The organism is Pseudarthrobacter sp. PvP090, from assembly GCF_040547365.1.
Classification (GTDB): Bacteria; Actinomycetota; Actinomycetes; order Actinomycetales; family Micrococcaceae; genus Arthrobacter.
This window is the reverse complement of sequence record NZ_JBEPPO010000007.1, coordinates 89126-110810: the sequence shown is the minus strand read 5'-3', so window position 1 is coordinate 110810 and position 21685 is coordinate 89126. Positions and strand designations below refer to the sequence as shown.

Annotated in this window: 20 protein-coding genes; 8 read left to right on the top strand and 12 right to left on the bottom strand. The window is 65.1% G+C overall.

Annotation, left to right across the window (positions count from 1 at the left end; all coding sequences use genetic code 11):
* Positions 1 to 3: 3 nt before the first annotated feature.
* Positions 4 to 1728, top strand: a complete 1725-nt coding sequence (ctaD, locus tag ABIC21_RS10110) for an aa3-type cytochrome oxidase subunit I (protein WP_354350265.1) — start codon at positions 4 to 6, stop codon at positions 1726 to 1728.
* Positions 1725 to 2126 (top strand): cytochrome c oxidase subunit 4, encoded by a 402-nt coding sequence (locus ABIC21_RS10105; protein ID WP_354350264.1) that lies wholly within the window; start codon positions 1725 to 1727, stop codon positions 2124 to 2126. Before ctaD ends, ABIC21_RS10105 begins: the two co-directional genes overlap by 4 nt.
* A 110-nt stretch (positions 2127 to 2236) precedes the next feature.
* On the opposite strand, the gene ABIC21_RS10100 is transcribed toward ABIC21_RS10105, so the two are convergent.
* Positions 2237 to 2530 (bottom strand): HPr family phosphocarrier protein, encoded by a 294-nt coding sequence (locus ABIC21_RS10100; RefSeq protein WP_354350263.1) that lies wholly within the window; start codon positions 2528 to 2530, stop codon positions 2237 to 2239.
* Between the two features lie 185 nt (positions 2531 to 2715).
* Here ABIC21_RS10100 and ABIC21_RS10095 point away from each other — a divergent pair, with 185 nt between their 5' ends.
* Complete coding sequence (locus ABIC21_RS10095; protein WP_354350393.1) at positions 2716 to 3483, top strand: GntR family transcriptional regulator; 768 nt, start codon at positions 2716 to 2718, stop codon at positions 3481 to 3483.
* A gap of 137 nt (positions 3484 to 3620) precedes the next feature.
* Here ABIC21_RS10095 and qcrB read toward each other — a convergent pair whose 3' ends face one another.
* From qcrB to ctaE, 4 genes are all read right to left on the bottom strand, one after another.
* A complete protein-coding gene (gene qcrB, locus ABIC21_RS10090) occupies positions 3621 to 5300 on the bottom strand; it encodes a cytochrome bc1 complex cytochrome b subunit (RefSeq protein WP_354350262.1) in 1680 nt (559 codons plus the stop codon).
* Positions 5278 to 6348, bottom strand: coding sequence for a cytochrome bc1 complex Rieske iron-sulfur subunit (gene qcrA / locus ABIC21_RS10085; protein ID WP_354350261.1), 1071 nt, complete (start codon positions 6346 to 6348; stop codon positions 5278 to 5280). Before qcrA ends, qcrB begins: the two co-directional genes overlap by 23 nt.
* 102 nt (positions 6349 to 6450) lie before the next feature.
* Positions 6451 to 7236 (bottom strand): cytochrome bc1 complex diheme cytochrome c subunit, encoded by a 786-nt coding sequence (gene qcrC, locus ABIC21_RS10080; protein ID WP_354350260.1) that lies wholly within the window; start codon positions 7234 to 7236, stop codon positions 6451 to 6453.
* A gap of 86 nt (positions 7237 to 7322) precedes the next feature.
* Positions 7323 to 7997, bottom strand: a complete 675-nt coding sequence (ctaE, locus tag ABIC21_RS10075; RefSeq protein ID WP_354350259.1) for an aa3-type cytochrome oxidase subunit III — start codon at positions 7995 to 7997, stop codon at positions 7323 to 7325.
* A gap of 112 nt (positions 7998 to 8109) precedes the next feature.
* Between ctaE and trpD the strand changes: the two genes are divergently transcribed.
* Complete coding sequence (gene trpD, locus ABIC21_RS10070) at positions 8110 to 9168, top strand: anthranilate phosphoribosyltransferase (RefSeq protein ID WP_354350258.1); 1059 nt, start codon at positions 8110 to 8112, stop codon at positions 9166 to 9168.
* A 60-nt stretch (positions 9169 to 9228) separates the two neighbouring features.
* On the opposite strand, the gene ABIC21_RS10065 is transcribed toward trpD, so the two are convergent.
* Together ABIC21_RS10065 and ABIC21_RS10060 are read right to left on the bottom strand one after the other, a co-directional pair.
* Positions 9229 to 9510 (bottom strand): Lrp/AsnC family transcriptional regulator, encoded by a 282-nt coding sequence (locus ABIC21_RS10065; protein WP_307464804.1) that lies wholly within the window; start codon positions 9508 to 9510, stop codon positions 9229 to 9231.
* Positions 9511 to 9610: 100 nt separating this feature from the next.
* Entirely contained in the window at positions 9611 to 10051 is a 441-nt protein-coding gene (locus ABIC21_RS10060; protein ID WP_354350257.1) for a DUF3054 domain-containing protein, read from the bottom strand.
* Between the two features lie 189 nt (positions 10052 to 10240).
* Here ABIC21_RS10060 and ABIC21_RS10055 point away from each other — a divergent pair, with 189 nt between their 5' ends.
* Complete coding sequence (locus ABIC21_RS10055; protein ID WP_354350256.1) at positions 10241 to 10717, top strand: VOC family protein; 477 nt, start codon at positions 10241 to 10243, stop codon at positions 10715 to 10717.
* Between the two features lie 158 nt (positions 10718 to 10875).
* Positions 10876 to 13056: an elongation factor G-like protein EF-G2 gene (locus ABIC21_RS10050; protein ID WP_354350255.1), complete on the top strand. Its 2181-nt coding sequence runs from the start codon at positions 10876 to 10878 to the stop codon at positions 13054 to 13056.
* 41 nt (positions 13057 to 13097) lie between these two features.
* Here the strand turns inward: ABIC21_RS10050 and ABIC21_RS10045 are convergent, their stop codons facing one another.
* Genes ABIC21_RS10045 through ABIC21_RS10035 form a run of 3 tightly spaced genes read right to left on the bottom strand, consistent with a single transcriptional unit; the run spans position 13098 to position 14360 of the window.
* Entirely contained in the window at positions 13098 to 13244 is a 147-nt protein-coding gene (locus ABIC21_RS10045; protein ID WP_354350254.1) for a hypothetical protein, read from the bottom strand.
* A complete protein-coding gene (locus tag ABIC21_RS10040; RefSeq protein ID WP_354350253.1) occupies positions 13241 to 14065 on the bottom strand; it encodes a phytase in 825 nt (274 codons plus the stop codon). Before ABIC21_RS10040 ends, ABIC21_RS10045 begins: the two co-directional genes overlap by 4 nt.
* Positions 13983 to 14360, bottom strand: coding sequence for a hypothetical protein (locus ABIC21_RS10035; protein ID WP_354350252.1), 378 nt, complete (start codon positions 14358 to 14360; stop codon positions 13983 to 13985). The genes ABIC21_RS10040 and ABIC21_RS10035 overlap by 83 nt, the downstream gene beginning before the upstream one ends.
* Before the next feature lie 281 nt (positions 14361 to 14641).
* Between ABIC21_RS10035 and arfB the strand changes: the two genes are divergently transcribed.
* Positions 14642 to 15064, top strand: a complete 423-nt coding sequence (gene arfB / locus ABIC21_RS10030; protein ID WP_354350251.1) for an alternative ribosome rescue aminoacyl-tRNA hydrolase ArfB — start codon at positions 14642 to 14644, stop codon at positions 15062 to 15064.
* 846 nt (positions 15065 to 15910) lie between these two features.
* On the opposite strand, the gene ABIC21_RS10025 is transcribed toward arfB, so the two are convergent.
* Complete coding sequence (locus ABIC21_RS10025; protein WP_354350250.1) at positions 15911 to 16927, bottom strand: LacI family DNA-binding transcriptional regulator; 1017 nt, start codon at positions 16925 to 16927, stop codon at positions 15911 to 15913.
* A 209-nt stretch (positions 16928 to 17136) separates the two neighbouring features.
* Between ABIC21_RS10025 and ABIC21_RS10020 the strand changes: the two genes are divergently transcribed.
* Positions 17137 to 19155 carry a beta-galactosidase gene (locus ABIC21_RS10020; RefSeq protein WP_354350249.1) on the top strand — a complete coding sequence of 673 codons (2019 nt, stop codon included), beginning with the start codon at positions 17137 to 17139 and terminating at the stop codon, positions 19153 to 19155.
* A gap of 29 nt (positions 19156 to 19184) precedes the next feature.
* On the opposite strand, the gene ABIC21_RS10015 is transcribed toward ABIC21_RS10020, so the two are convergent.
* Entirely contained in the window at positions 19185 to 21575 is a 2391-nt protein-coding gene (locus ABIC21_RS10015; RefSeq protein ID WP_354350248.1) for an ATP-binding cassette domain-containing protein, read from the bottom strand.
* Between the last annotated feature and the right edge of the window lie 110 nt (positions 21576 to 21685).

Sequence of the window (21685 nt, the reverse complement as noted above, 5' to 3'; positions counted from 1 at the left end):
GACGTGGCAACTACCTATTCCCAGCCCACCGGGATCCTTGAGGCTCCCGTAGTACCGAAGTCCAAGGGACGCATCGTCGTCAACTGGATCACTTCGACCGACCACAAGACCATCGGGTACATGTACCTGATCGCGTCCTTCGTGTTCTTCTGCTTCGGCGGTGTCATGGCGCTGCTGATCCGCGCCGAGCTGTTCGAGCCCGGCATGCAGATCCTGCAGACCAAAGAGCAGTACAACCAGCTGTTCACCATGCACGGCACCGTGATGCTGCTGATGTTCGCGACGCCGCTGTTCGCCGGCTTCGCCAACGTCATCATGCCGCTGCAGATCGGTGCCCCCGACGTCGCCTTCCCGCGGCTGAACGCGCTGGCCTTCTGGTTCTTCCTCTTCGGCTCCACGATCGCCGTGTCCGGCTTCATCACCCCCCAGGGTGCGGCCTCGTTTGGCTGGTTCGCTTACGCGCCGCTGTCCAACACGACGTTCAGCCCGGGTGTCGGCGGTGATCTCTGGGTCTTTGGCCTGGCGCTCTCCGGCTTTGGCACCATCCTTGGTGCGGTCAACTTCATCACCACGATCATCTGCATGCGTGCCCCCGGCATGACCATGTGGCGGATGCCGATCTTCACCTGGAACATTCTTGTGACCGCGATCCTGGTCCTGATGGCGTTCCCGCCGCTGGCCGCCGCCCTCTTCGCCCTTGGCGCTGACCGGCGCTTCGGTGCGCACATCTTCGATCCCGAAAACGGCGGCGCCGTCCTCTGGCAGCACCTGTTCTGGTTCTTTGGGCACCCCGAGGTCTACATCATCGCGCTGCCGTTCTTCGGCATCGTCTCGGAGATCTTCCCGGTCTTCAGCCGCAAGCCGATCTTCGGCTACAAGGGCCTGGTTTACGCCACGATCTCCATCGCCGCGCTGTCCGTGACCGTGTGGGCCCACCACATGTACGTCACCGGCTCGGTCCTGCTGCCGTTCTTCTCCTTCATGACGATGCTGATCGCGGTCCCGACCGGGGTGAAGTTCTTCAACTGGATCGGCACCATGTGGCGGGGATCGATCACCTTTGAAACCCCCATGCTCTGGAGCATCGGCTTCCTGGCGACGTTCCTCTTCGGCGGCCTCACCGGCATCATCCTGGCCTCCCCGCCGCTGGACTTCCACGTCTCCGATTCCTACTTCGTGGTGGCCCACTTCCACTACGTGGTCTTCGGAACCGTTGTTTTCGCGATGTTCGCCGGCTTCTACTTCTGGTGGCCGAAATGGACCGGGAAGATGCTCAACGAGCGCCTCGGCAAGATCCACTTCTGGATGCTGTTCCTCGGTTTCCACGGTACGTTCCTCATCCAGCACTGGCTCGGCGTCGAGGGCATGCCCCGCCGCTACGCGGACTACATGCCGCAGGACAACTTCACCTGGATGAACCAGTTCTCCACCTACGCCTCGTTCCTGCTGGGCGCCTCGCTGATCCCGTTCTTCTGGAACGTCTACATCACCTGGCGCAGCAACGAACGGGTTGAAGTGGATGACCCGTGGGGCTTCGGCGCCTCCCTCGAGTGGGCGACGTCCTGCCCGCCGCCGCGCCACAACTTCACGTCACTGCCGCGGATCCGTTCGGAGCGTCCGGCACTGGACCTGCACCACCCCGAACTGTCCCAGTCATACACCGTAGAGTCTCCTGCCCCGGCAGCAGCAACGCTCGGTAACGCCGACCAGAAGGATCAAGCCCAGTGAAAATCGAATCAAGAATTTTTGGATTCGGAGCGTTCTTCTTCATCCCGGTCTCGATCGTCTACGGATTCCTGACCGGCTGGACGGAGTGGGTTGGCATCCTTGGGGTGCTGCTGCTTGGCGGGCTCGCCGGCATGGTCGGCGCCTACCTGGCCTTCACCGGAAAGCGCGTCGGAATGCGTCCCGAGGACCGCAGCGATGCCGAGATCCACGAGGGGGCCGGTGAACAGGGCCACTTCAGCCCCTGGAGCTGGTGGCCGCTGGTTCTTGGCCTGGCCTGCGCAGGCGGGTTCCTCGGCCTGGCCATCGGATTCTGGATCGTCTACATCGCGGCCGGCCTTGCGGTCGTCGCCCTTGTCGGCTGGGTCTACGAGTACAGCCGCGGAGACCACGCGCACTAACGTCCGACAGGACACATATTGACCAACGACGGCGGGCCCCACCATTTGGTGGGGCCCGCCGTCGTTGGTGTTGCTGTTGCAGGGGAGCCCGTGCACGGCGCCTGTACCGCCTAGCGGGACCGGGCAGACTCCAGCAGTTCCCGCAGCCCGTCCAGGGCCGCCTCGACGTCCTCAGCGCTGTAACGGTCCGGAATGGCGCCCGGCTCCACCGCCAGGTGCACCTCACAGCCGAACTGGAAGTCCTCGGTCATGACCTCCAGCAGCGAGCGGGCATCCACGCCGGGCCTGCCGTCCTTGCTGATGGTCACGGGCAGCCCGGTGTCATGGACGGCGCGGACGAACAGCGCCGCGGGCCTTGCATGCAGTCCAATGCTGGCCTGGACGACTGCGTTCCGTACTGGCAACGGGGCTCCCTTGTCTCAGAATGTGGCGGTGCCGGCGGGGAACCGGCGCATTCAAGCCTAGCCGCGGCCGGCTTGCGGGGCGAACCAAGACAGCCCGGTGGTCTAGACCTGCGCCGGGGTGGCTTAACCTTGAGATATGACTCATTCCGGAAGGCCGCGCAGTGGCGGCCTCTGACGCGGCACGTATGGTCGGCGAGATCGACCGCAACAACGGCACGCCCATCTACGTCCAGCTGAGGGAAATCCTCCGGTCGCACATTGTGAGCGCCTGCCCGCCGGGGTCGGCGCTGCCCTCCGAACGGGACCTCGCCGAGCGCTTCGGCCTGGCCCGGATGACGGTGCGCCAGGCCATCGATGCCCTCGTCGGCGAGGAAGTCATCGAGCGTGTGGTGGGCCTGGGCACGTTTGTCCGGAAACCGAAGCTGGACCTGCAGGTCAAGCTGACCTCCTACAGCGAGGAAATGCAGCGACGCGGCATGGTTCCGGCGGCGAAGGTCCTCAGCTTCGAGCAGATCGGTGCCAGTGCCTTCCTGGCCCGTGAACTCCAGCTCGAGGAGGGGACGCCCCTGGTCCGGTTCCGCCGCCTGCTGCTCGCGGACAACGAACCCATGAGCGTGGACGAGAACTTCATCCCGGCCCACCGGGTGCCCGGACTGCTCGACGGCGAACCGCCCACCTCGCTGTACAACGTCCTCAGCGAACGCTACGGGCTGGTGATGGAGTGGGGGGAGGACATGATCGAAGCGACAGCCGCCTCCCCGTCCACCGCCCGACTGCTGAACGTCGAGGTGGGCTCGCCGCTGCTGAAGATCCAGCGCCACGCCTTCGTGGCCCGCGCCATGGTGGACTACTCGGTGTCCTATTACCGGGCCGACCGCTACAAGCTCTGGGTGCCGCTGCAGCGCCCCGGCGTCCGGCCGACCCGCAACTACGCGTCAGGGTACCGCCCCTAATAGCAACGCGGGGTCACATCGCGTTCATCCCAAGGGCCATAATCGGCGCGATGTGACCCCGCGTTGCTTGATTCCCGGAGATGCAGAAAAGGCCCGGTCCTGGTGGACCGGGCCTTTCTGGTGTTCACTGCAGCTGGTTAGTGGCTGAGCGTCTTCTGGGTGTCGCCTGACTCGATTGCCTCGTGGGCTCCGTGGTGGCCGTGGGCCGCCTCGAGCTCAGCGGGCGTTGCCGGGGCAACCCGGTCCTCGAAGAACCACTGCGACAGCTTCGCGCGGCGCTTCTCCTTCTTGTCAACGACGCCGTTGGCGTTCGGCTCCGCGGGAAGCGGGGACGGCGACTCGAAGCCGACCAGCTTGTAGCGCTTGTACTCGTCCAGCGGGGCGTGCACCTCGATGAACTCGCCGTGCGGCAGGCGCACGATACGGCCGGTTTCGCGGCCGTGCAGGGCGATCTCGCGGTCCTTGCGCTGCAGGGCCAGGGCGACGCGCTTCGTGACGATGAAGGCGATGACCGGGCCGATGAAGAACAGTGCGCGCAACCAGTAGGTCACATCGTTCAGCGACACGTGGAAGTGCGTGGCGATGAGGTCCGAGCCGGCAGCTGCCCACATGACGCAGTACCAGACGAAGCCAGCCATGCCGATGGCGGTACGGGTCGGAGCGTTGCGCGGACGGTCCAGGACGTGGTGCTCGCGGTCGTCCTTGGTGATCCAACGTTCGATCCACGGGTACATGAACAGCACGGTGAAGATGATCCCTGCCGGTACCAGGGCCGGGAGAAGCACGTTGAACGTGAAGACCTGGCCGAACCAGACCTGTTCGACACTCCAGTCACCGATGGTGCCGGGCATCAGGCGGAGGGCGCCGTCCACGAACCCGATGTACCAGTCAGGCTGGGTGCCGGCCGAGACGGGGGAGGGGTCGTAGGGGCCGTAGTTCCAGATCGGGTTGATGGTGAAGAACCCTGCCATGAGGGCGACGACACCGAACACGATGAAGAAGAAGCCGCCGGCCTTGGCCGCGTACACCGGGCCAAGAGGGTATCCGACGACGTTTCCGTCGTTGCGTCCCGGGCCGGGGTACTGGGTGTGCTTGTGCACGACCACCATAAAGAGGTGCATCACGATCATCAGCAGGATGAGCGCCGGAACCAGCAGGATGTGGAGCATGTACAGGCGGCCGATGATGACCGTGCCGGGGAATTCTCCACCGAAGAGGAAGAACGAGATGTACGTTCCGATCACCGGGATGGACTTGATCACGCCGTCGATGATGCGCAGGCCGTTGCCGGAGAGCAGGTCATCGGGGAGGGAGTAGCCGGTGAAGCCGGCAGCCATCGAGAGGATGAGCAGCACGCCGCCCACCACCCAGTTCATTTCGCGGGGCTTGCGGAATGCGCCGGTGAAGAAGACGCGGAGCATGTGTACGGAGACCGACGCGACAAACAGCAGCGCGGACCAGTGGTGGACCTGGCGCATGAAGAGACCGCCGCGGACATCGAAGGAGATGTCCAGCGAGGAGCTGTAGGCCACCGACATTTCAACGTTCTTCAGCGGTGTGTAGGAGCCCTGGTAGTGCGTCTCCGCCATCGACGGATCAAAGAAGAACGTCAGGAACGTGCCCGAGAGCAGCAGGATGACGAAGGAGTACAGCGCCACCTCACCGAACATGAACGACCAGTGGTCCGGGAAGACCTTGCGGCCGAATTCACGAAGGATCCCGGATCCGCCGACGCGCTCGTCAACGAAGTTGGTGATGCGGCCGCCCTTGGTCTTGGCGACGAAGGCGGGGGCATTAGGCGTTGATGCTGCGCTCATGCTCATCACGCTCCCAATAGCTAGGTCCTACAGGTTCTTTGAAGTCGCTCGTGGCGACCAGGTAGCCCTCGGAGTCAACCGCGATGGGCAGCTGGGGGAGGGGCCGGCTGGCCGGGCCAAAGATAACCTTGCATTCCTGGGTCAGGTCGAAGGTTGACTGGTGGCACGGGCAGAGCAGGTGGTGGGTCTGCTGCTCGTACAGGGCAACAGGGCAACCAACGTGGGTGCAGATCTTGGAGTACGCCACAATTCCGTTGTAGCCCCAGTCTTCACGGCCGGGGGAAGGGTTGAGCGATTCCGGGTTCAGGCGCATCAGCAGAACAACGGCCTTGGCCTTCTCGTTCAGCTTGCCCTCGTGCAACTCGTTCAGGCCTTCCGGAATGACGTGGAAAGCAGAACCGATGGTGACGTCGGCGGCCTTGATCGGGGTACCGTCAGGGTCGCGGGTCAGCCGCTTGAGCTTGCCCTCCTGCGGCGCCCACATGGTGTGCGCGAGTGCCTTGTCAGGACGCGGACCCAGGTCACCGAAGACGGCGAGGGCCGGCAGGGGAGCCAGCGCCACGGCGCCCAGCAGGGTGTTGCGGATCAGCGGCCGGCGCTTGATGCCGGTTTCCTCGACGATGTCGTCGACGATCCGGACAGCGGCCTGGCGGTCTTCCTCGGTGCGGATGGCATGGCGCTCTTCCGAGACTTCATGGTCCGGCATGAGGGCCTTGGCCCAGTGCACGATTCCGGTGCCGATGCCAAGCATGGCAAAGGCGGTGCCCAGGCCCAGCAGCGCGTTCTGCAGCCGGATCGTCGCGATCGCAGTGTCATCCCCCAGATCGATGGCAAAGTACGCCACCAGGAATATCAGGGTGCCAACGACCGAAGTCCCGAACAGCAGGGCTACCTGCCGTTCTGCTCGCTTGGCGGCCTTCGGGTCCGTGTCAGCCAGGCGCAAACGATGCGGAGGAATTCCAGGATCCTGGAACTTCTCCACCTCATTCTGACCAGCCGTAGCTACGGTGCCCGAGTGGTTCGGACTGCCGTCACTATGGTTGCCCATAATTCGCCTCATCCCTCTCTCGTCTCGGCGAGTGCCGAGTTAGCTTTCAATTCAAACTGCTGACGGGTCAGCAGAAAACTCTTACAGGTGCTGCAGGTGGGCTTAGGACGTCCGGGACGTCAGCCAGATGGTGAAGGCGATGATGACGCCCAGGCCGGCGATCCAGACAAACAGGCCTTCGGACACCGGGCCCAACGAACCCAGATCCGCGCCGCCGGGAGAACCGTTGGCTTCGATCTGCTTCAGGAAGGTGATGATGTCGCGCTTGCCCTCGGGGCCGATGTTGGCGTCGCTGAAGACCGGCATGTTCTGCGGGCCGGTGACCATCGCTTCGTAGATGTGCTTGCCGGACACGTCCGCCAGGGCCGGAGCGAACTTGCCCCGGGTCAGCGCGCCGCCAGCGGCAGCAGCGTTGTGGCACATGGCGCAGTTCACGCGGAACAGTTCGCCACCCTTGGCAGCGTCGCCCTGTTCATCGAGGACATTTGCTTCGGGGATGGACGGGCCGGGGCCGAGCGATGCAACGTAAGCGGACAGCTGGTGCGTCTGCTCCTCGTTGAACTGGGCCGGCTTCTTGTAGGCCTGCGGGCCGTTCATCTGCATGGGCATGCGGCCGGTGCCGACCTGGAAGTCAACGGCGGCAGCGCCGACGCCAACCAGCGAGGGGCCGTCTTTGGACCCGCTGGCGCCCATGCCGTGGCAGGTGGCGCAGTTGGCGGCAAAGAGCTTGCCGCCTTCCTCTGCGTCATTTGCGCTGAAGCTGGTGGTGGCCTTGGCCTGGTTGACGGTGGTGGCAACGGCGTACAGCCCACCAGTGACCAGGAGGCCCATCAGCAGCAGTGCGATTGCTGCTAGCGGGTGACGTCGCTTCTGCGAGAGTGCCTTCACGTGGTGGTTCCTTTTTTCGATCCTGCGTTGGCTCCGGGAGCCACTTCTTGAAATTCTGCCTCTTGTAGAAAAAGAGTCAAGTCTTGCTACTTGAGCACGTAGATGACCAGGAAGAGGCCGATCCAGACGACGTCGACGAAGTGCCAGTAGTACGAGGTGACGATCGCGGAAGTTGCCTCGAAGTGGCCGAACTTCTTCGCTGCGAAGGAGCGGCCCATGATGAGGAGGAAGGCAACCAGGCCGCCGATAACGTGCAGGCCGTGGAAGCCCGTGGTGATGTAGAACGCCGAGCCATAGGCGTTGGAGGAGAGTGAGACATGCTCGGAAACGAGCATGGCGTACTCAGTCGCCTGGCCGGCCACGAAGAAGGCACCCATGATGAATGTCAGGGTGAACCATTCGTTCATTCCCCAGCGGGTGAAGCTGAGGCGGCCGCCGCTTCGACGCGGCTGAAGCCGCTCAGCGGCGAAGACGCCCATCTGGCAAGTAAAGGAACTTGCCACGAGGACGATCGTGTTAATGAGCGCAAAGGGGAAGTTGAGCTTGGCTGTCTCTTCGGCCCACATCAGTCCGGAAGTCGAACGGAGTGTGAAGTACATGGCAAAGAGACCGGCGAAGAACATCAACTCACTGGACAGCCAGACTACGGTTCCAACAGAAACCATGTTCGGGCGATTCAGCGTCGGGTGCGCCGGGGTACTGGGGGCATGGGTCGCAGATGTCACATAGACATTATGTCTATAAAACTCCCTCCTGCCCAACGCAAACCGCGTTTTCGGAGGACTTTTTCTACAAAGACGCGAATTCGCGCGGAAAAGTTCCCGGACCCGTTCACATTGGTCTTTGCAGTGCGCACCTCGATAGCATCAGAACGTGACTTCTCAGGCATCTGCACAGGCGGCAGTCAACACGTGGCCGCGGCTCATCAACGCCCTCATCGACGGGACGGATCTCACCGCCGGCAACACGGAGTGGGCGATGAACTCGATCATGTCGGGGGAGGCCACGCCGGCCCAGGTTGCCGGGTTCCTCGTGGCGCTGCGGTCCAAGGGCGAAACCGTGGACGAACTTGTCGGCCTGGTCGAGGCGATGATCGCGAACGCAAGCCCCATTGAGATAGCAGGGCAGAAGCTGGACATCGTCGGCACCGGGGGAGACCAGCAGAACACGGTCAACATTTCCACCATGGCCGCGCTGATCGCGGCAGGTGCCGGCGCCAAGGTGGTGAAGCACGGCAACCGTGCAGCTTCCTCGACCTCAGGGTCCGCGGATGTCCTCGAAGCCTTGGGGGTCCGGCTGGACCTGCCGATCCCGCGGGTGGCCCTCAACGCGGAAGAGGCGGGCATCACCTTCTGCTTCGCCCAGGTCTTCCATCCCTCAATGCGGCATGCCGCCGTCGCCCGCCGGGAACTCGGTGTGCCGACGGCGTTCAACTTCCTGGGCCCCATGATCAACCCGGCCCATGTGCAGGCCTCGGCCGTGGGTGTGGCCAATGAGCGTATGGCCCCGCTGGTGGCGGGCGTGCTGGCCAAGCGCGGCAGCCGGGGGCTGGTGTTCCGTGGGAATGACGGACTGGACGAGCTCACCACGACCGGGCCGTCCCGGGTGTGGGAAATCCGGAACGGGTCGGTGAACGAGGAAATGTTTGATCCGCGCGACCTCGGCATCCGCCAGGCAACCCTTGAGGAACTGCGCGGCGGGGACGCCGCGGCCAATGCCGCCGTCGTGCGGTCCGTGCTTGCCGGCGCACCCGGTCCGGCGCGCGATGCCGCCCTGCTGAATGCCGCCGCCGGACTGGTGGCCTTTGATCTGGACGCCGCCGGCCCGTTCAGCGAGCGGATGGCCGCCGCATTAAAGCGCGCCGAAGAGTCCATCGAATCCGGTGCGGCGGCAGCCGTGCTGGACCGGTGGGTAGCACTCTCGCGCAGCTGAGCAGTCCCAGGCAACGCCGGTGGCAGGACGGCTCAACGGCCTGGCCCTGCCCGCTGAGTCCTACTGCTCGAAGCCGAGGGCGAAGGCCGCGTCGAGGTCGTGCTGGGAATACGCCCGGAAGGCGATCTGGGTGGTGGTGTGGACGACGCCGGGAACCTTGGAGAGTTTGTCCGCGATGACGTCGGCGAGATCGTCGTGCTTCGGAACCCGGGCGATGGCGATGAGATCCCATTCGCCGGTCACAGAATAGACCTCGCTGATGCCCTGGATGGCGGAGATTTCTTCCGCGGTCTCCGGGATGCGGGAAGCGTCTGTCTTAATCAGGACGAAAGCGGTGACCACGTGTGAGCCTTTCCGGATCTGTTGCGCCGTTGCCGGCCAAGTGAAGTCGCCCGGACGGTACTCCTCCGGGCCTCGGCCATGTCCCTGCAAGCCTAGTCCATCACGCCCCGCGGCGGCGTGTGCTGAGCCGGCGGACGCCGGCGGCCAGGAACCGGTATCCGAGCAGCAGGACGCCCAGGCTGAGCAGTGCCACGATGACGAACGGCAGAACCACCGTCTGCCCGGTGACGGCCCGCAGGAGCATGCCAATCACGACCGTGCCGAGCCAGACACCAACTCCGGCGGGCCAGAGGGCCAGGGGCGAGCGCCACACGCGCAGTGCCAGCCAGGACAGCGCTGCGCCGGCGAGGAAGGGCCAGGCAGTGGAGAAGACGCCTATAACGACGTCCCCGCGCTGATGGGCGTCCCGGCCGATGGCGGCGAAGACGAGAATCAGTGCGGCATCGGCGCAGGCGGCCAGCACTGCCGTCCGGCGTGCCGCCGTTCCCGGTGTGGAGGGGGTGGAGGAAGGGCGGCGGAGAGGAGGTGTTGCGGAAGGCATGGTCCAAGCGTAGCCGGGCCCGGTGGAGGCCGCAGATCAGGCTTTCGCGGTTGCGGCCCTGTCGGCGATGCCGGTGGGTACAACGCCGTCGTTGTGCCGGGTATCCGGCGGGGCTAGGCTCGGGCTGAAAACCCGCACTGCCGCCGGACACCGCCGCGCGGCACGGGCCGTACGGAAAGAGGACAGACCGTGGCCGAGAAGATCACCACCTGCCTGTGGTTCGACAACCAGGCGGAGGAAGCCGCCGGGTTCTACGCATCCGTCTTCGACGGCGGGAAGGTGCTGGAAGTCTCCCGCTACGGAGAGGGGGGTCCGGGCCCGGCGGGCCAGGCGATCACCGCGCGGTTCGAAATCGACGGCCGGACGTTTACGGCCTTGAACGGTGGACCGGCCTTTACCTTCAACGAGTCGGTCTCCTTCGTCATCGACTGCTCCTCCCAGGAGGAGGTCGACCGCTACTGGGACGCCCTCGGCGCGGGCGGCACCGAAAGCCAGTGCGGCTGGCTCAAGGACCGGTACGGGGTCTCGTGGCAGGTGGTCCCTTCCGTGCTGGGCGAGCTGCTCGGCGGACCGGACCCGGAAGGCTCCCAACGCGCCATGCAGGCCATGCTGGGAATGCGGAAGCTCGATATCGCGGCGCTGCAGAAGGCCTACGACGGCAGCTGAGCGGGGACAGCGGACCTGGACAGTGCCGGGGCTGCGGTGGAGTTGGCAGTTGCGTCTTGCCGTCAGTTCCTCCCAGGGTGTCCAATCCATATAGACACCGCACCCTGCAAGGACGCCGGCGGTCCGGCCGGCCGACGGATGCAAGCGAGGAGGTTCCCATGCCTGCGAAAGACGCCAAGGTTCCGGGGAAGGCCGCCGCCCGGGGCACGTCCGAACTCCGGCGGGCCGACGCGTCCGATGTCCGGCCGCCCGAACAGCCGGAGCTGATCCGGAATGTGGCGCTGGTTGGCCACTCGGGCGCCGGGAAGACGATGCTGTCCGAGGCGCTGCTGGCCGCCACTGGTGTGATTTCGCGGAAAGGCTCCATCACCGAAGGCACCACTGTGAGCGACTCTGAGCCTGCCGCCGTCCACCAGCAACGCTCCGTCGCCCTCTCCGTGGTTCCCGTGGTGGTTGGCGGCGTCAAGGTGAACCTGCTCGACACGCCGGGGTACCCGGACTTCGTCGGCGAACTGCGCGCCGGGCTGCGCGCGGCGGACGCGGCGCTGTTCGTCGTCTCGGCTGTTGACGATATCGATGCTGCCACCACGGCACTGTGGGGAGAATGCCAGCGCGTGGGCGTTCCGCGGGCGGTGGTGATCAGCCGGCTGGACCACCCCCGCGCGGACTTTGAGGCGGTGCTCGGGAGATGCCAGCGGGCGTTCGGCGACACGGTCCTGCCGCTCTACCTGCCGGTCCGCAACGGGACGCAGGTCACCGGATTGCTGGGCCTGCTCTCGGAAACTGTTTCAGCCCCGCCGACGGATGAGGCGCTGCCCGTGTCCCGGAAGGCGAACGACGTCGAACGCGCCGCCTCTGCGGCGGCGCGGGGTGAGCTCATCGAAGGGATCATCGCCGAAAGCGAGGATGAGTCGCTGATGGAGCGGTACCTCGGAGGCGAGGAAATCCCTCCTGAAATCCTCGTCAGCGACCTGGAGACGGCCGTCGCCAGGGGTTCCTTCCACCCGGTGATCGCCACGTCCGCCGAGACCGGCGTCGGCCTGGCGGAACTGCTGGAGGTCGTGGCACGGGCCTTCCCCCCGCCAACCGAACGTGGCGGGCCTGCGGTGTCCTACCTTGATGGCACACCCGCCGCCGCACCGGACTGCGACCCAGCGGGGCCGCTGCTGGGTGAAGTGGTGCGCACCAGCATCGACCCGTTCCTGGGCCGTGTCTGCCTGGTCCGCCTCTTTTCCGGCACGCTGCGCGAGGACACGGCCGTCCATGTGGCCGGGCACGGCATGGCGGACCGGGGCCACGCCGACCACGACAGCGACGAGCGCGTCTCCCACGTGTATTCGCCGCTTGGATCCAGCCTGCGGCCGGTGCCGTACAGCGTGGCAGGGGACATCTGCGCCCTCACGAAACTGGGGCCGGCTGAAACCGGTGACACGGTATCCGCCAAGGACATGCCGCTGCTGATCCAGCCGTGGGAGATGCCGGACCCGCTGTTGCCGGTTGCCGTCGAGGCGGCCTCCCACGGCGACGAGGATGCCCTGGCCCGGAGCCTGGGCAAGGTCGCGGCCGGGGACCCGGCGCTCCGCGTGGAACGGAACGCCGAAACGCACCAACTTATCCTCTGGTGCATGGGCGAGGCGCACGCGGACGTCGTCCTGGGGAGGCTGCGCGAGCAGGGCGTCAACCTGCAGACGGTCGACGTGATCACTCCGCTGCGGGAGACGTTTGCCGGGCGAACGGCGGGCCACGGCCGGCACGTCAAGCAGTCCGGCGGCCACGGCCAGTACGCGGTTTGCGACATCGAGGTGGAACCTCTGGAACGCGGTGCCGGCTTTGAATTCATCGACAAAACCGTGGGAGGGGTCATTCCGGGACCCTTCATCGCCTCGGTGGAGAAGGGCGTGCGGGCGCAGATGCAGAAGGGCGTCTTGGCCGGCTTCCCGGTGGTGGACATCAGGGTGACCCTGCTCGGCGGCAAGGCCCACAGCGTGGATTCTTCGGACGCCGCCTTTCAGGCTGCCGGGGCATTGGCCCTGCGGGAGGCCGCGGCCGCCGGGAACATCCAGCTGCTGGAACCCGTCTCGGCCGTCACCATCAGCGTCTCGGATGAGCATGTGGGCGCGGTGATGAGTGACCTGTCATCGCGCCGGGCCCGGCTGACCGGAACGACGTCGACCGGGGGAGCCCTGACGGAGATCACGGCCGAAGTGCCGGACCAGGAACTCCTGCGGTACACGATTGAGCTTCGGGCCCTGACGTCGGGCAGCGGACGATTCGGCCGGAGCTACCTGCGCCACGAACCGGTGCCCGCGGCCGCAGCCCGTGCCGCCACGAAGGACTGAAGACCCTTCCGGGACGCGCAACGGCAGCCCTGCCGAGTGGCCTATTTGAGGACAGAGCTGAGGGGCGCGTTTTTCAGGTTGGACGTGGTGCCGCCGGTGTTGCTGGAATCGTGGACCACCAGCAGGCCCTCTTCGAACTGCGGACCGGCATTCAGGCTTGTGACGTCGAAGCCATCCGTGCCTGTCACGGCGTCGATTGCCCGTTGCCGGCGAGCGAGAAGCTCTTGATGTACGGGTTGCTGCCGGAGCGGTCGTAGATGGCGATGGTGGAGTTGCCCTGGCTGGATACGAAGAGGTGCCCGGTGCCGTTGGCGCCATAAGCGATGCTCATCCCCTCGATGTCGGCTACCAGCCGCCCAGCTCCCACTGCGTCCACAGAAGTGCGAGTGGCTCCCGCGCCAGGTTCAGCGCCGTACTTCCAGACCGCCACGTCCTCCTGGCCGACATACAAGTGACCCAGCTCATCGTCAGCCACGCAGCCTTCGGTGATGCTGTTGATCGGGAGTGTCCTCACGAGGGTGGCGTCCACCTTTCCCTGTCCGTTGTCGAACAGTTCGAACTGCTGGATCGAACCTGACACGTTGGGCGTGACGAAGGCGTAGAACTCTCCGCTTACTTGGCTGTGATACATGCAGAAACCGTAGTTGGGTGCGAAGGTCGGGATGTTGCGGGCGGCCGGTGGCGACAGGGTTCTCGTCGTTGTATCCAGTGACCACAATGCCAGCGTGTTGGTGGTCCGATTATTTGCACCCACCAGCACCGTCGGATTCCCTGACAACGGGAAGCCTGTTCTCAAGTCGACGTTGCCGATCATGCCGTCCGCCCGGAACTGGACCAGCCTGCCAGCCATGTCGAAGACCCCGATGCCCCCGCCAGTGCTCGCCTTGTTGTCAGCAATCACAACGCTGTTGGCTGGCGCTGCGGGGTCAACCCAGATCGCAGAGTCGTCCGAAACGTCGCCTGTACCCGTGAAACCGACGGTTTCGACTACGGCCAGAGGACCCAACACCGGAGGCGTCGTCGTTGTCGGCGTCGGCGTCGGTGTTGCGGTCGCCGTTGCGGTCGGTGTGGCTGTCGGCGTCGGTGTTGCGGTCGCGGTCGGTGTTGCCGTCGCGTCCAGCCAGCGCACCAAGCGCGGTCGCCAGGGACTCGACGTGGACGCCGCGTTCATCCTTCATGTTGCCGAGCAACCGCTCAAGGATGATCCGGCCGCCAAGCCGGGCTCCGGGCAGGGGATCGCTTGCGGCGCGGGTCGGTGCGCCGTCCTGCGGCCCGTCGTTTTTTCGGCTGAACTTTCCGAACATGTTGTCCCCCAACGTGAAGGCCTACCCGACCAGCTCTGGTCGATACGGCAGACGAAGAACCGTGCAATCGAGACAGCATATGCCGTCAGGAGGCCGTGATCTCGTGCGGAGGCTGCCTGCACGGGCTGTCGGGAGACGGGCCGTCCCGTGGGGATTCTCCCCGTCCAAATCTGAATTCTCCGTCAGAGACAGTCCCCGTGCTGACGCGGGGTTCCGGCGGGACGGCATGGACGGGTCCCGCCGGGGCTTTGACCGCGCCAGAATTGTGCAACGCTGGTTGTATGGATCTGGAGGTAACGCCCGCGCTCACGATTCCCTCGTCGGAACTTGGCTGGCGGTTCTCGCGTTCGTCCGGGCCCGGCGGTCAACACGTGAACACGTCGGACAGCCGTGTTGAACTCTCGTGGAACGTCGGCGATTCGGCAGCGCTTTCGGATGACCAGCGGTTGCTGCTGGTTACGCGTCTCGGACGACGTCTCGTCGCCGGGGTGATCACCGTGACCGCTTCGGAGCGGCGCTCCCAGCTACGCAATCGTGAGATCGCCTTGGCCAAGCTCGCCGAACTTGTGGCAGAGGGTCTCGCCCCCGGCCCTGCCCGGCGCCGCGCGACCAAACCCACCCGGGGCTCGAACCGCCGGCGCCTGGTTGCAAAGGAACAGCGGGCAGCGACGAAACGGCAACGACAACGGCCGTCCGCCGAGTAGCTCTATCCAACCGACGCCTCGGAAGCCCATCCGTCAACTTCAGGCATTCGGAACTGGGGGAGTGGTGTCAGGGGACAATGGCCGGTAGCGTCTGCCCACGGGCGCCCATGATGTGCATGATTGTGGCGAGCAAATCAGTCCGCTGATTGTTCGGCAGGATTGACATCGCTTGGCGCAGCGGCCGTTCAACGGTGGCCCGGCGGGATTGGCCATCCTTGGGTTGCCATGGGAACGCCGCGGCGGCGGTGAGGTTCTGACTTGGCGCGAACTTCGTCCTTTCAGCAGATCCTGCAGCCAAACCACTTCACGCGGGAACTGAACTTATCCGGTTGAGTCCTATCCTCAGCACTTGGGCATACGGGTGAGCCACGTCTGGGGAATCGAACCAGACATCCTCGTATTCGGGCCGCCCAGGAGCCTCCTCTCAGGAGTCCGCGCAACGTAGTGCTGGTCGCTGCTGGTCGCTGCTGGTGGTGACGTGTTCTAGGCCTGTGAGTGCTTCGTGGGGCTGGTGGCTCGACTGTCAACGATCTGCATCTGCTGCCCTGAACTGGACCCATGCGATTAGCCGCTCAGCGTTGGCGCGAAGTTTTTCTTCTGTGTGCTCATCGATGTACTTCAGGATTTCGACGTCCAGGCAGCCGAAGCCGGGGAGTGCGTATCACCGGGTCCTAATCTGCAAAATCTGCAAGCGGATCCCTTTTACTTGACATAATGTTGATTATCGGCGATAAATAGCGGGAGCTGAAGTGGGGCGCAAACTCCCTGTGCGTTCTCAATCCGGATGTAAGTGTCTCATCGACCCTGTCAGCCTGTGGATGCCAGCGCGCGCCTCACCGAGAAGCGTCAGGCGGAGCCGCGCCACATGATTTCGGTTTCCAGGACCCGTGGCGGGCTGGGCTGCCCCTGAAGCTGGGCCAGGACGAGTTCGGCGGCGGCGCTCCCCAAAAGGTCTGCCGGCTGACGGACGGTGGAGAGCTGGGGCCGGCACCTCAATGCCCAGCTGCTGTCATCGAATCCGACGATACCGACGTCCTCCGGCACCCGCCGGCCGGCTTCCTGCAGCGCGGTCATTGCTCCTGCAGCAACGGCATCCGAGGCCGCGAAGACACCGTCGAGGTCGGGGGCATGGCTAAGCAGCTGCTGCATTCCCTCCAGGCCGGCGGCATAAGTGTACAGAGGAAATTCAACGACCATCCGCGGGTCGAACCGCTCCCCCATTGCGGCCCGAAAGCCGGCCAATCGGTCCTGGCCCGAATCGCGGTCCAGGGCGCTGGCTATCATGCCAACCCGCTGCCGCCCGGTCGCCAGCAGCCTGCCGGTGATACTGCGGGCGGCCTCGACGTTGTCGATGGCAGCGTACGGAAGGTCCGGGGTGCCGTCGGGATGCCCGACGAAGGCGGCGGGCAGCCCGATCTCGGCAATGGCGGCCGCAATCGGGTCCGAGGCGCGCGCCGAAATGATGACCGCGCCGTCGACCAGGCCGCCACGCAGGTAATCCGCCACCCTGCGGCTGTCCCGGTCCGAGTCAATAATGAGGGAAACCAGCTGATAGTGGGCTTGTGAAAGCACCTCATTTGCCCCCAGCAGGATCGAGCCGATGTTGGGGTCCTCAAACAGCAGCGAGTGTGGCTCGTGGATGATCAGGCCGATGGCCCGGGACTCCTGGGTGACGAGATTCCGGGCGGCGCTGTTGCGGACATAACCCACCCGTGCGATAGCCAGTTCGACCGCCTGTTTGGCCTCAGCGGAAACATATTTCTCCCCGTTAACAACCCGGGATACCGTGCCCCGGGAAAGCCCTGCAGCGTCCGCGACGTCGTTGATTGTGGCGCGTCGGGCCCGGGTGCGTGTTAGGGACATATCTGTACTGTATCGGAGCCGGCGGGCGTGGTGTCGTGCCCGCGGCCATTGACAGTCCGACGGCGGCATGGCTAGTCTGTGAACGCTCCCAGACAACGTCTTCGCTCAAGGCACTGTGGCTCTGGGAGCGTTCACAGATCGCTACAACAGCGTCCAAGATCACGGGGTCGATCCTCGCCTTGCACGTGCGGCAGGCCGAAGGAGCAGTGTTGAGCCCCAGCAAAACGCCAGTCACCGAGCTGTCCGGAAACGGAAAGCTCGTCTATGGCTGCGATTACAACCCCGAACAATGGGACAGCGGCGTGTGGCAGGAAGACGTCCGCCTCATGAAGACAGCCGGCGTCAACCTTGTAGCAGTCAACATTTTCGGCTGGGCAGAGCTCGAGCCCTCCCCCGGGAAGTACTCTTTCGAGCGGCTTGACGAGATTCTTGAATTGCTGCACGCCAATGGCATCGGAGTGAACCTCGGCACTGGAACTTCGTCGACCCCGGCGTGGCTGACCACTCTGCACCCCGACATCCTCCCCCAGTCAGCCTCGGGTACCCGGGCGTGGCCGGGCGGACGCCAGGCGTGGTGCCCCAGTTCCCCCGTCTACCGGGAACATGCCTTGCGATTGGTAGACGTGGTGTCCCGGCGCTATGGCTCGCACCCGGCCGTCCGCCTGTGGCACGTCTCCAATGAACTCGGATGCCACAACGCCCTCTGCTACTGCGATGTCTCGGCGTCGGCGTTCCGCAGATGGCTTGTCGACCGGTACGCCACTCTCGATGCACTCAACGAGGCATGGGGCACAACCTTCTGGTCCCAGCGATACTCAGACTGGCAACAGATCCTTCCTCCCCGCGTGACCGTTTCCACCAACAATCCAACGCAGATGCTCGACTTCCACCGCTTCAGCTCCGATGAGCTGCTGGGCTACTACCAATCTGAAACTGGCGTCCTGCGCCAGCACAGTGCGGTTCCGGTCACCACGAATTTCATGGTCACCGCGCACATCCGCAACCAGGACTACTGGTCCTGGGCCCCACACGTGGATGTCATTGCCAACGACCACTACCTCGACCATCGCCTCGGCTCCCCCACCACCGAACTTGCCTTCGCCGCCGACACCACCCGGGGGCTCGCCCAGGGCCTGCCCTGGATGCTGATGGAACACTCAACCTCGGCCGTGAACTGGCAGCCCCGCAACATCGCCAAGGGCCCCGGGGAGATGCACAGGAACTCCTTGGCCCACCTTGCCCGCGGCGCCGACGGGCTCTGCTTCTTCCAATGGCGCGCCTCCGTCCAGGGCAGCGAAAAGTTCCACTCGGCGATGCTGCCCCACGCCGGAACCGATTCACGCATCTGGCGGGAGGCCGTCGAACTCGGCGGAATCCTCGAAAAACTCTCGGAGGTCGGGGGCACCACCGTCAGCGCCGAGGCCGCCTTGGTCTTCAGTTGGGAGGCATGGTGGGCCTACGACCAGGAATCCCATCCCTCCTCCGATGTCCAGTATCTCGATCAGCTCCACGCGGCCTATAAGGCGCTGTGGGACGCGGGAATCACTGTCGACGTCGTCGCCCCCGGCGCCGATCTCTCCCGCTACAAACTTGCCGTCGTGCCCGGGCTTTACATTGTCCGGGACAAGGATGCCGCCGAACTGTCGGAGTACGTCAGGAACGGTGGCCACGCCATCATCACGTTCTTCAGCGGCATCGTCGACGAAAACGAGAAGGTCCGCGCCGGAGGCTACCCCGGGGCCTTCCGTGAACTGCTGGGCATCCGCACCGAGGAGTTCTTCCCCCTGCCCCCGGGGAAGACCCTGGCCCTCGACAACGGATCAACAGCCTCGCTGTGGACGGAAGCGCTGCGCCTGGAAGGCGCCGGCGCGAAAGTTTCCGTAATCGAGGGGCACCTGGCCGGCACGGCGGCCGTCACCCGGAACCGCCACGGCTCCGGCGATGCCTGGTACATCGGCACGGCCCTTGACCCTTCGGCGCTGCGCGACGTTGTCGTTGAAGCAGCCGCAGGGGCGGGAGTTACAGTCCTGGCGCCCCCGGAAGGTCTTGAAACAGTTGTCCGCTCCGGAGCGGACCACAGTTACCTCTTCCTCATCAACCACTCGGAAGAAGAGCACAAATACGTTGTGCAGGGCCACGAACTGATTGTCGGCGAAGACGTCCCCGGCATCGCCGTGATTCCGCCGGGCGCGGTGCGCGTTGTTCGAATCACCAACCCCACACCTTAAATTAATGGCCCGGGCCGCAGCGGGTCTCGTCAGCTGGCGACATAGGCCGCCAGGTGCTCGCCGGTGAGGGTGCTCCGGCCGGCGATCAGCTCGGCCGGTGTGCCCTCGAAGACGATCCGGCCGCCGTCGTGGCCGGCGCCCGGGCCGAGGTCGATGATCCAGTCGGCGTGCGCCATGACGGCCTGGTGGTGCTCGATGACGATGACCGACTTGCCGGAATCCACCAGCCGGTCGAGAAGGCCCAGCAGGTTCTGCACATCGGCGAGGTGCAGGCCGGTGGTGGGCTCGTCGAGGACGTAAACGTCACCCTTCTCGGCCATCTGGGTGGCCAGCTTCACGCGCTGCCGCTCGCCGCCGGACAGTGTGGTGAGCGGCTGCCCGAGGGTCAGGTAGCCAAGCCCGACGTCCACGAGCCGGTCGAGGATCTTGTGCGCCGCCGGCGTCTTCGCCTCGCCGGCACCAAAGAACGCCTCGGCCTCGGTCATCGACATGGCCAGCACTTCGGCGATGTTGCGGCCGCCCAGCTTGTATTCCAGGACTGACGCCTGGAACCTCCTGCCCTCGCAGTCCTCGCAGGTGGACTCGACGGTGGCCATCACGCCCAGCTCGGTGAAGATGACGCCCGCGCCGTTGCAGGTGGGGCATGCACCTTCCGAGTTGGAGCTGAACAGTGCCGGCTTCACGCCGTTGGCCTTGGCGAACGCCTTGCGGATCGGCTCAAGAAGGCCCGTGTACGTCGCCGGGTTGCTGCGCCGGGACCCCTTGATGGCCCCCTGGTCGATCACCACCACGCCGTCCCGTCCGGCGACTGAGCCCTGGATCAGCGAGCTCTTACCGGAGCCGGCCACGCCCGTAAGCACGCACAGCATGCCGAGCGGGATATCGACGTCGACGTCCCGGAGGTTGTGTGTTGAGGCGCCACGCACCGCGAGCGTCCCGGCCGGCGTGCGCACCGATTCCTTTACCCTGGCCCGGTCATCGAGATGGCGCCCGGTGATGGTGTCACTCCCCCGGAGCCCTTCCACGCTTCCTTCAAAGCAGACGCGGCCGCCCTCGGTGCCTGCGCCGGGGCCAAGGTCAACAACGTGGTCGGCGATGGCGATGGTCTCCGGCTTGTGCTCGACGACGAGGACAGTATTGCCCTTGTCGCGCAGCTGCAGCAGCAGCTGGTTCATCCGCTCGATGTCATGCGGGTGCAGGCCGATCGTCGGCTCGTCAAAGACGTACGTGACGTCCGTGAGGGACGATCCAAGGTGCCGGATCATCTTGGTACGCTGGGCCTCGCCCCCGGACAGCGTGCCCGCCGGCCGGTCCAGCGAGAGGTAGCCCAGGCCGATTTCGGCGAACGAGTCGAGCAGGTGCTGCAGGCCTTTGAGGAGCGGCGCGACCGAAGGCTCGTTGAGCCCGCGGACCCACCCAGCCAGGTCGCTGATCTGCATCCCGCACAGCTCGGCAATGTTCTTGCCGTGGATCTTCGAGGACCTGGCCTCCGGGCTGAGCCGCGTGCCGCCGCACTCGGGGCACGCCTGGAACGTGATGGCACGCTCCACGAAGGCCCGGATGTGAGGCTGCATCGCGTCGACGTCCTTGGAGAGCATCGATTTCTGGATCTTCGGGATCAGGCCCTCGTACGTGAGATTGATGCCCTCGACCTTGATCTTGGTCGGCTCCTTGTAGAGGAGATCATGCATTTCCCTCTTGGTGAACTTCGCGATCGGCTTGTCCATGTCGAAGCCGGCGCCGCTGAAAATACGGCCGTACCAGCCGTCCATGCTGTAGCCGGGGATCGTCAGCGCACCCTCGGCGAGCGACTTGGACTCGTCGTAGAGCGCGGTGAGGTCGAAGTCGGAGACCGAGCCCATGCCCTCGCACCGCGGGCACATCCCGCCCAGGTAGACCGCGTCGTGGACGACGCTCTTCTCGACCCTGCCGCCTTTCTCGGTGCTCATCACCCCGCTTGCCTTCCGTGTCGGGACGTTGAAGGAGAACGCTGTCGGGGGCCCCACGTACGGCGATCCCAGCCGGCTGAAAAGGATCCGGAGCATGGCGTTGGCGTCGGTGGCGGTGCCCACCGTGGAGCGGGGGTTGGCGCCCATCCGCTCCTGGTCGACGATAATCGCCGTCGTCAGCCCCTCGAGATGGTCGGCGTCGGGCCGTGCCAGGTTGGGCATGAATCCCTGCACAAAGGCGCTGTAGGTCTCATTGATCATCCGCTGCGACTCCGCGGCGATGGTGGCGAACACAAGCGAGCTCTTCCCCGAGCCGGAAACACCCGTGAACACCGTCAGCCGGCGTTTCGGGATCTCGATGCTGATGTCTTTGAGGTTGTTCTCGCGGGCGCCCTGCACGCGGATCCGATCGTGGCTGTCAGCAACATGCAGCGCAGGCGACTGCGTGTCCGTCGTCGGGGCCATGCTCATCGTGTCTCCTTCTCTAGCGCGGGGCGGGGCGGGGCCGGGTTCGCGGTCTCCGCCGGCGTCGTCTGGCTCTATCTAACCAGCTTCGGGCCCGCATCCGCGGGCGAATCCAT

Coding starts and splice junctions, on each gene's coding strand:
- ABIC21_RS10025 (WP_354350250.1), bottom strand. CDS start 16,927: ATGTCCCTAACACGCACCCGGGCCCGACGCGCCACAATCAACGACGTC.
- arfB (WP_354350251.1), top strand. CDS start 14,642: ATGGATCTGGAGGTAACGCCCGCGCTCACGATTCCCTCGTCGGAACTT.
- ABIC21_RS10035 (WP_354350252.1), bottom strand. CDS start 14,360: ATGTTCGGAAAGTTCAGCCGAAAAAACGACGGGCCGCAGGACGGCGCA.
- ABIC21_RS10050 (WP_354350255.1), top strand. CDS start 10,876: ATGCCTGCGAAAGACGCCAAGGTTCCGGGGAAGGCCGCCGCCCGGGGC.
- qcrA (WP_354350261.1), bottom strand. CDS start 6,348: ATGGGCAACCATAGTGACGGCAGTCCGAACCACTCGGGCACCGTAGCT.
- ABIC21_RS10015 (WP_354350248.1), bottom strand. CDS start 21,575: ATGAGCATGGCCCCGACGACGGACACGCAGTCGCCTGCGCTGCATGTT.
- ABIC21_RS10095 (WP_354350393.1), top strand. CDS start 2,716: ATGGTCGGCGAGATCGACCGCAACAACGGCACGCCCATCTACGTCCAG.
- qcrB (WP_354350262.1), bottom strand. CDS start 5,300: ATGAGCGCAGCATCAACGCCTAATGCCCCCGCCTTCGTCGCCAAGACC.
- ABIC21_RS10060 (WP_354350257.1), bottom strand. CDS start 10,051: ATGCCTTCCGCAACACCTCCTCTCCGCCGCCCTTCCTCCACCCCCTCC.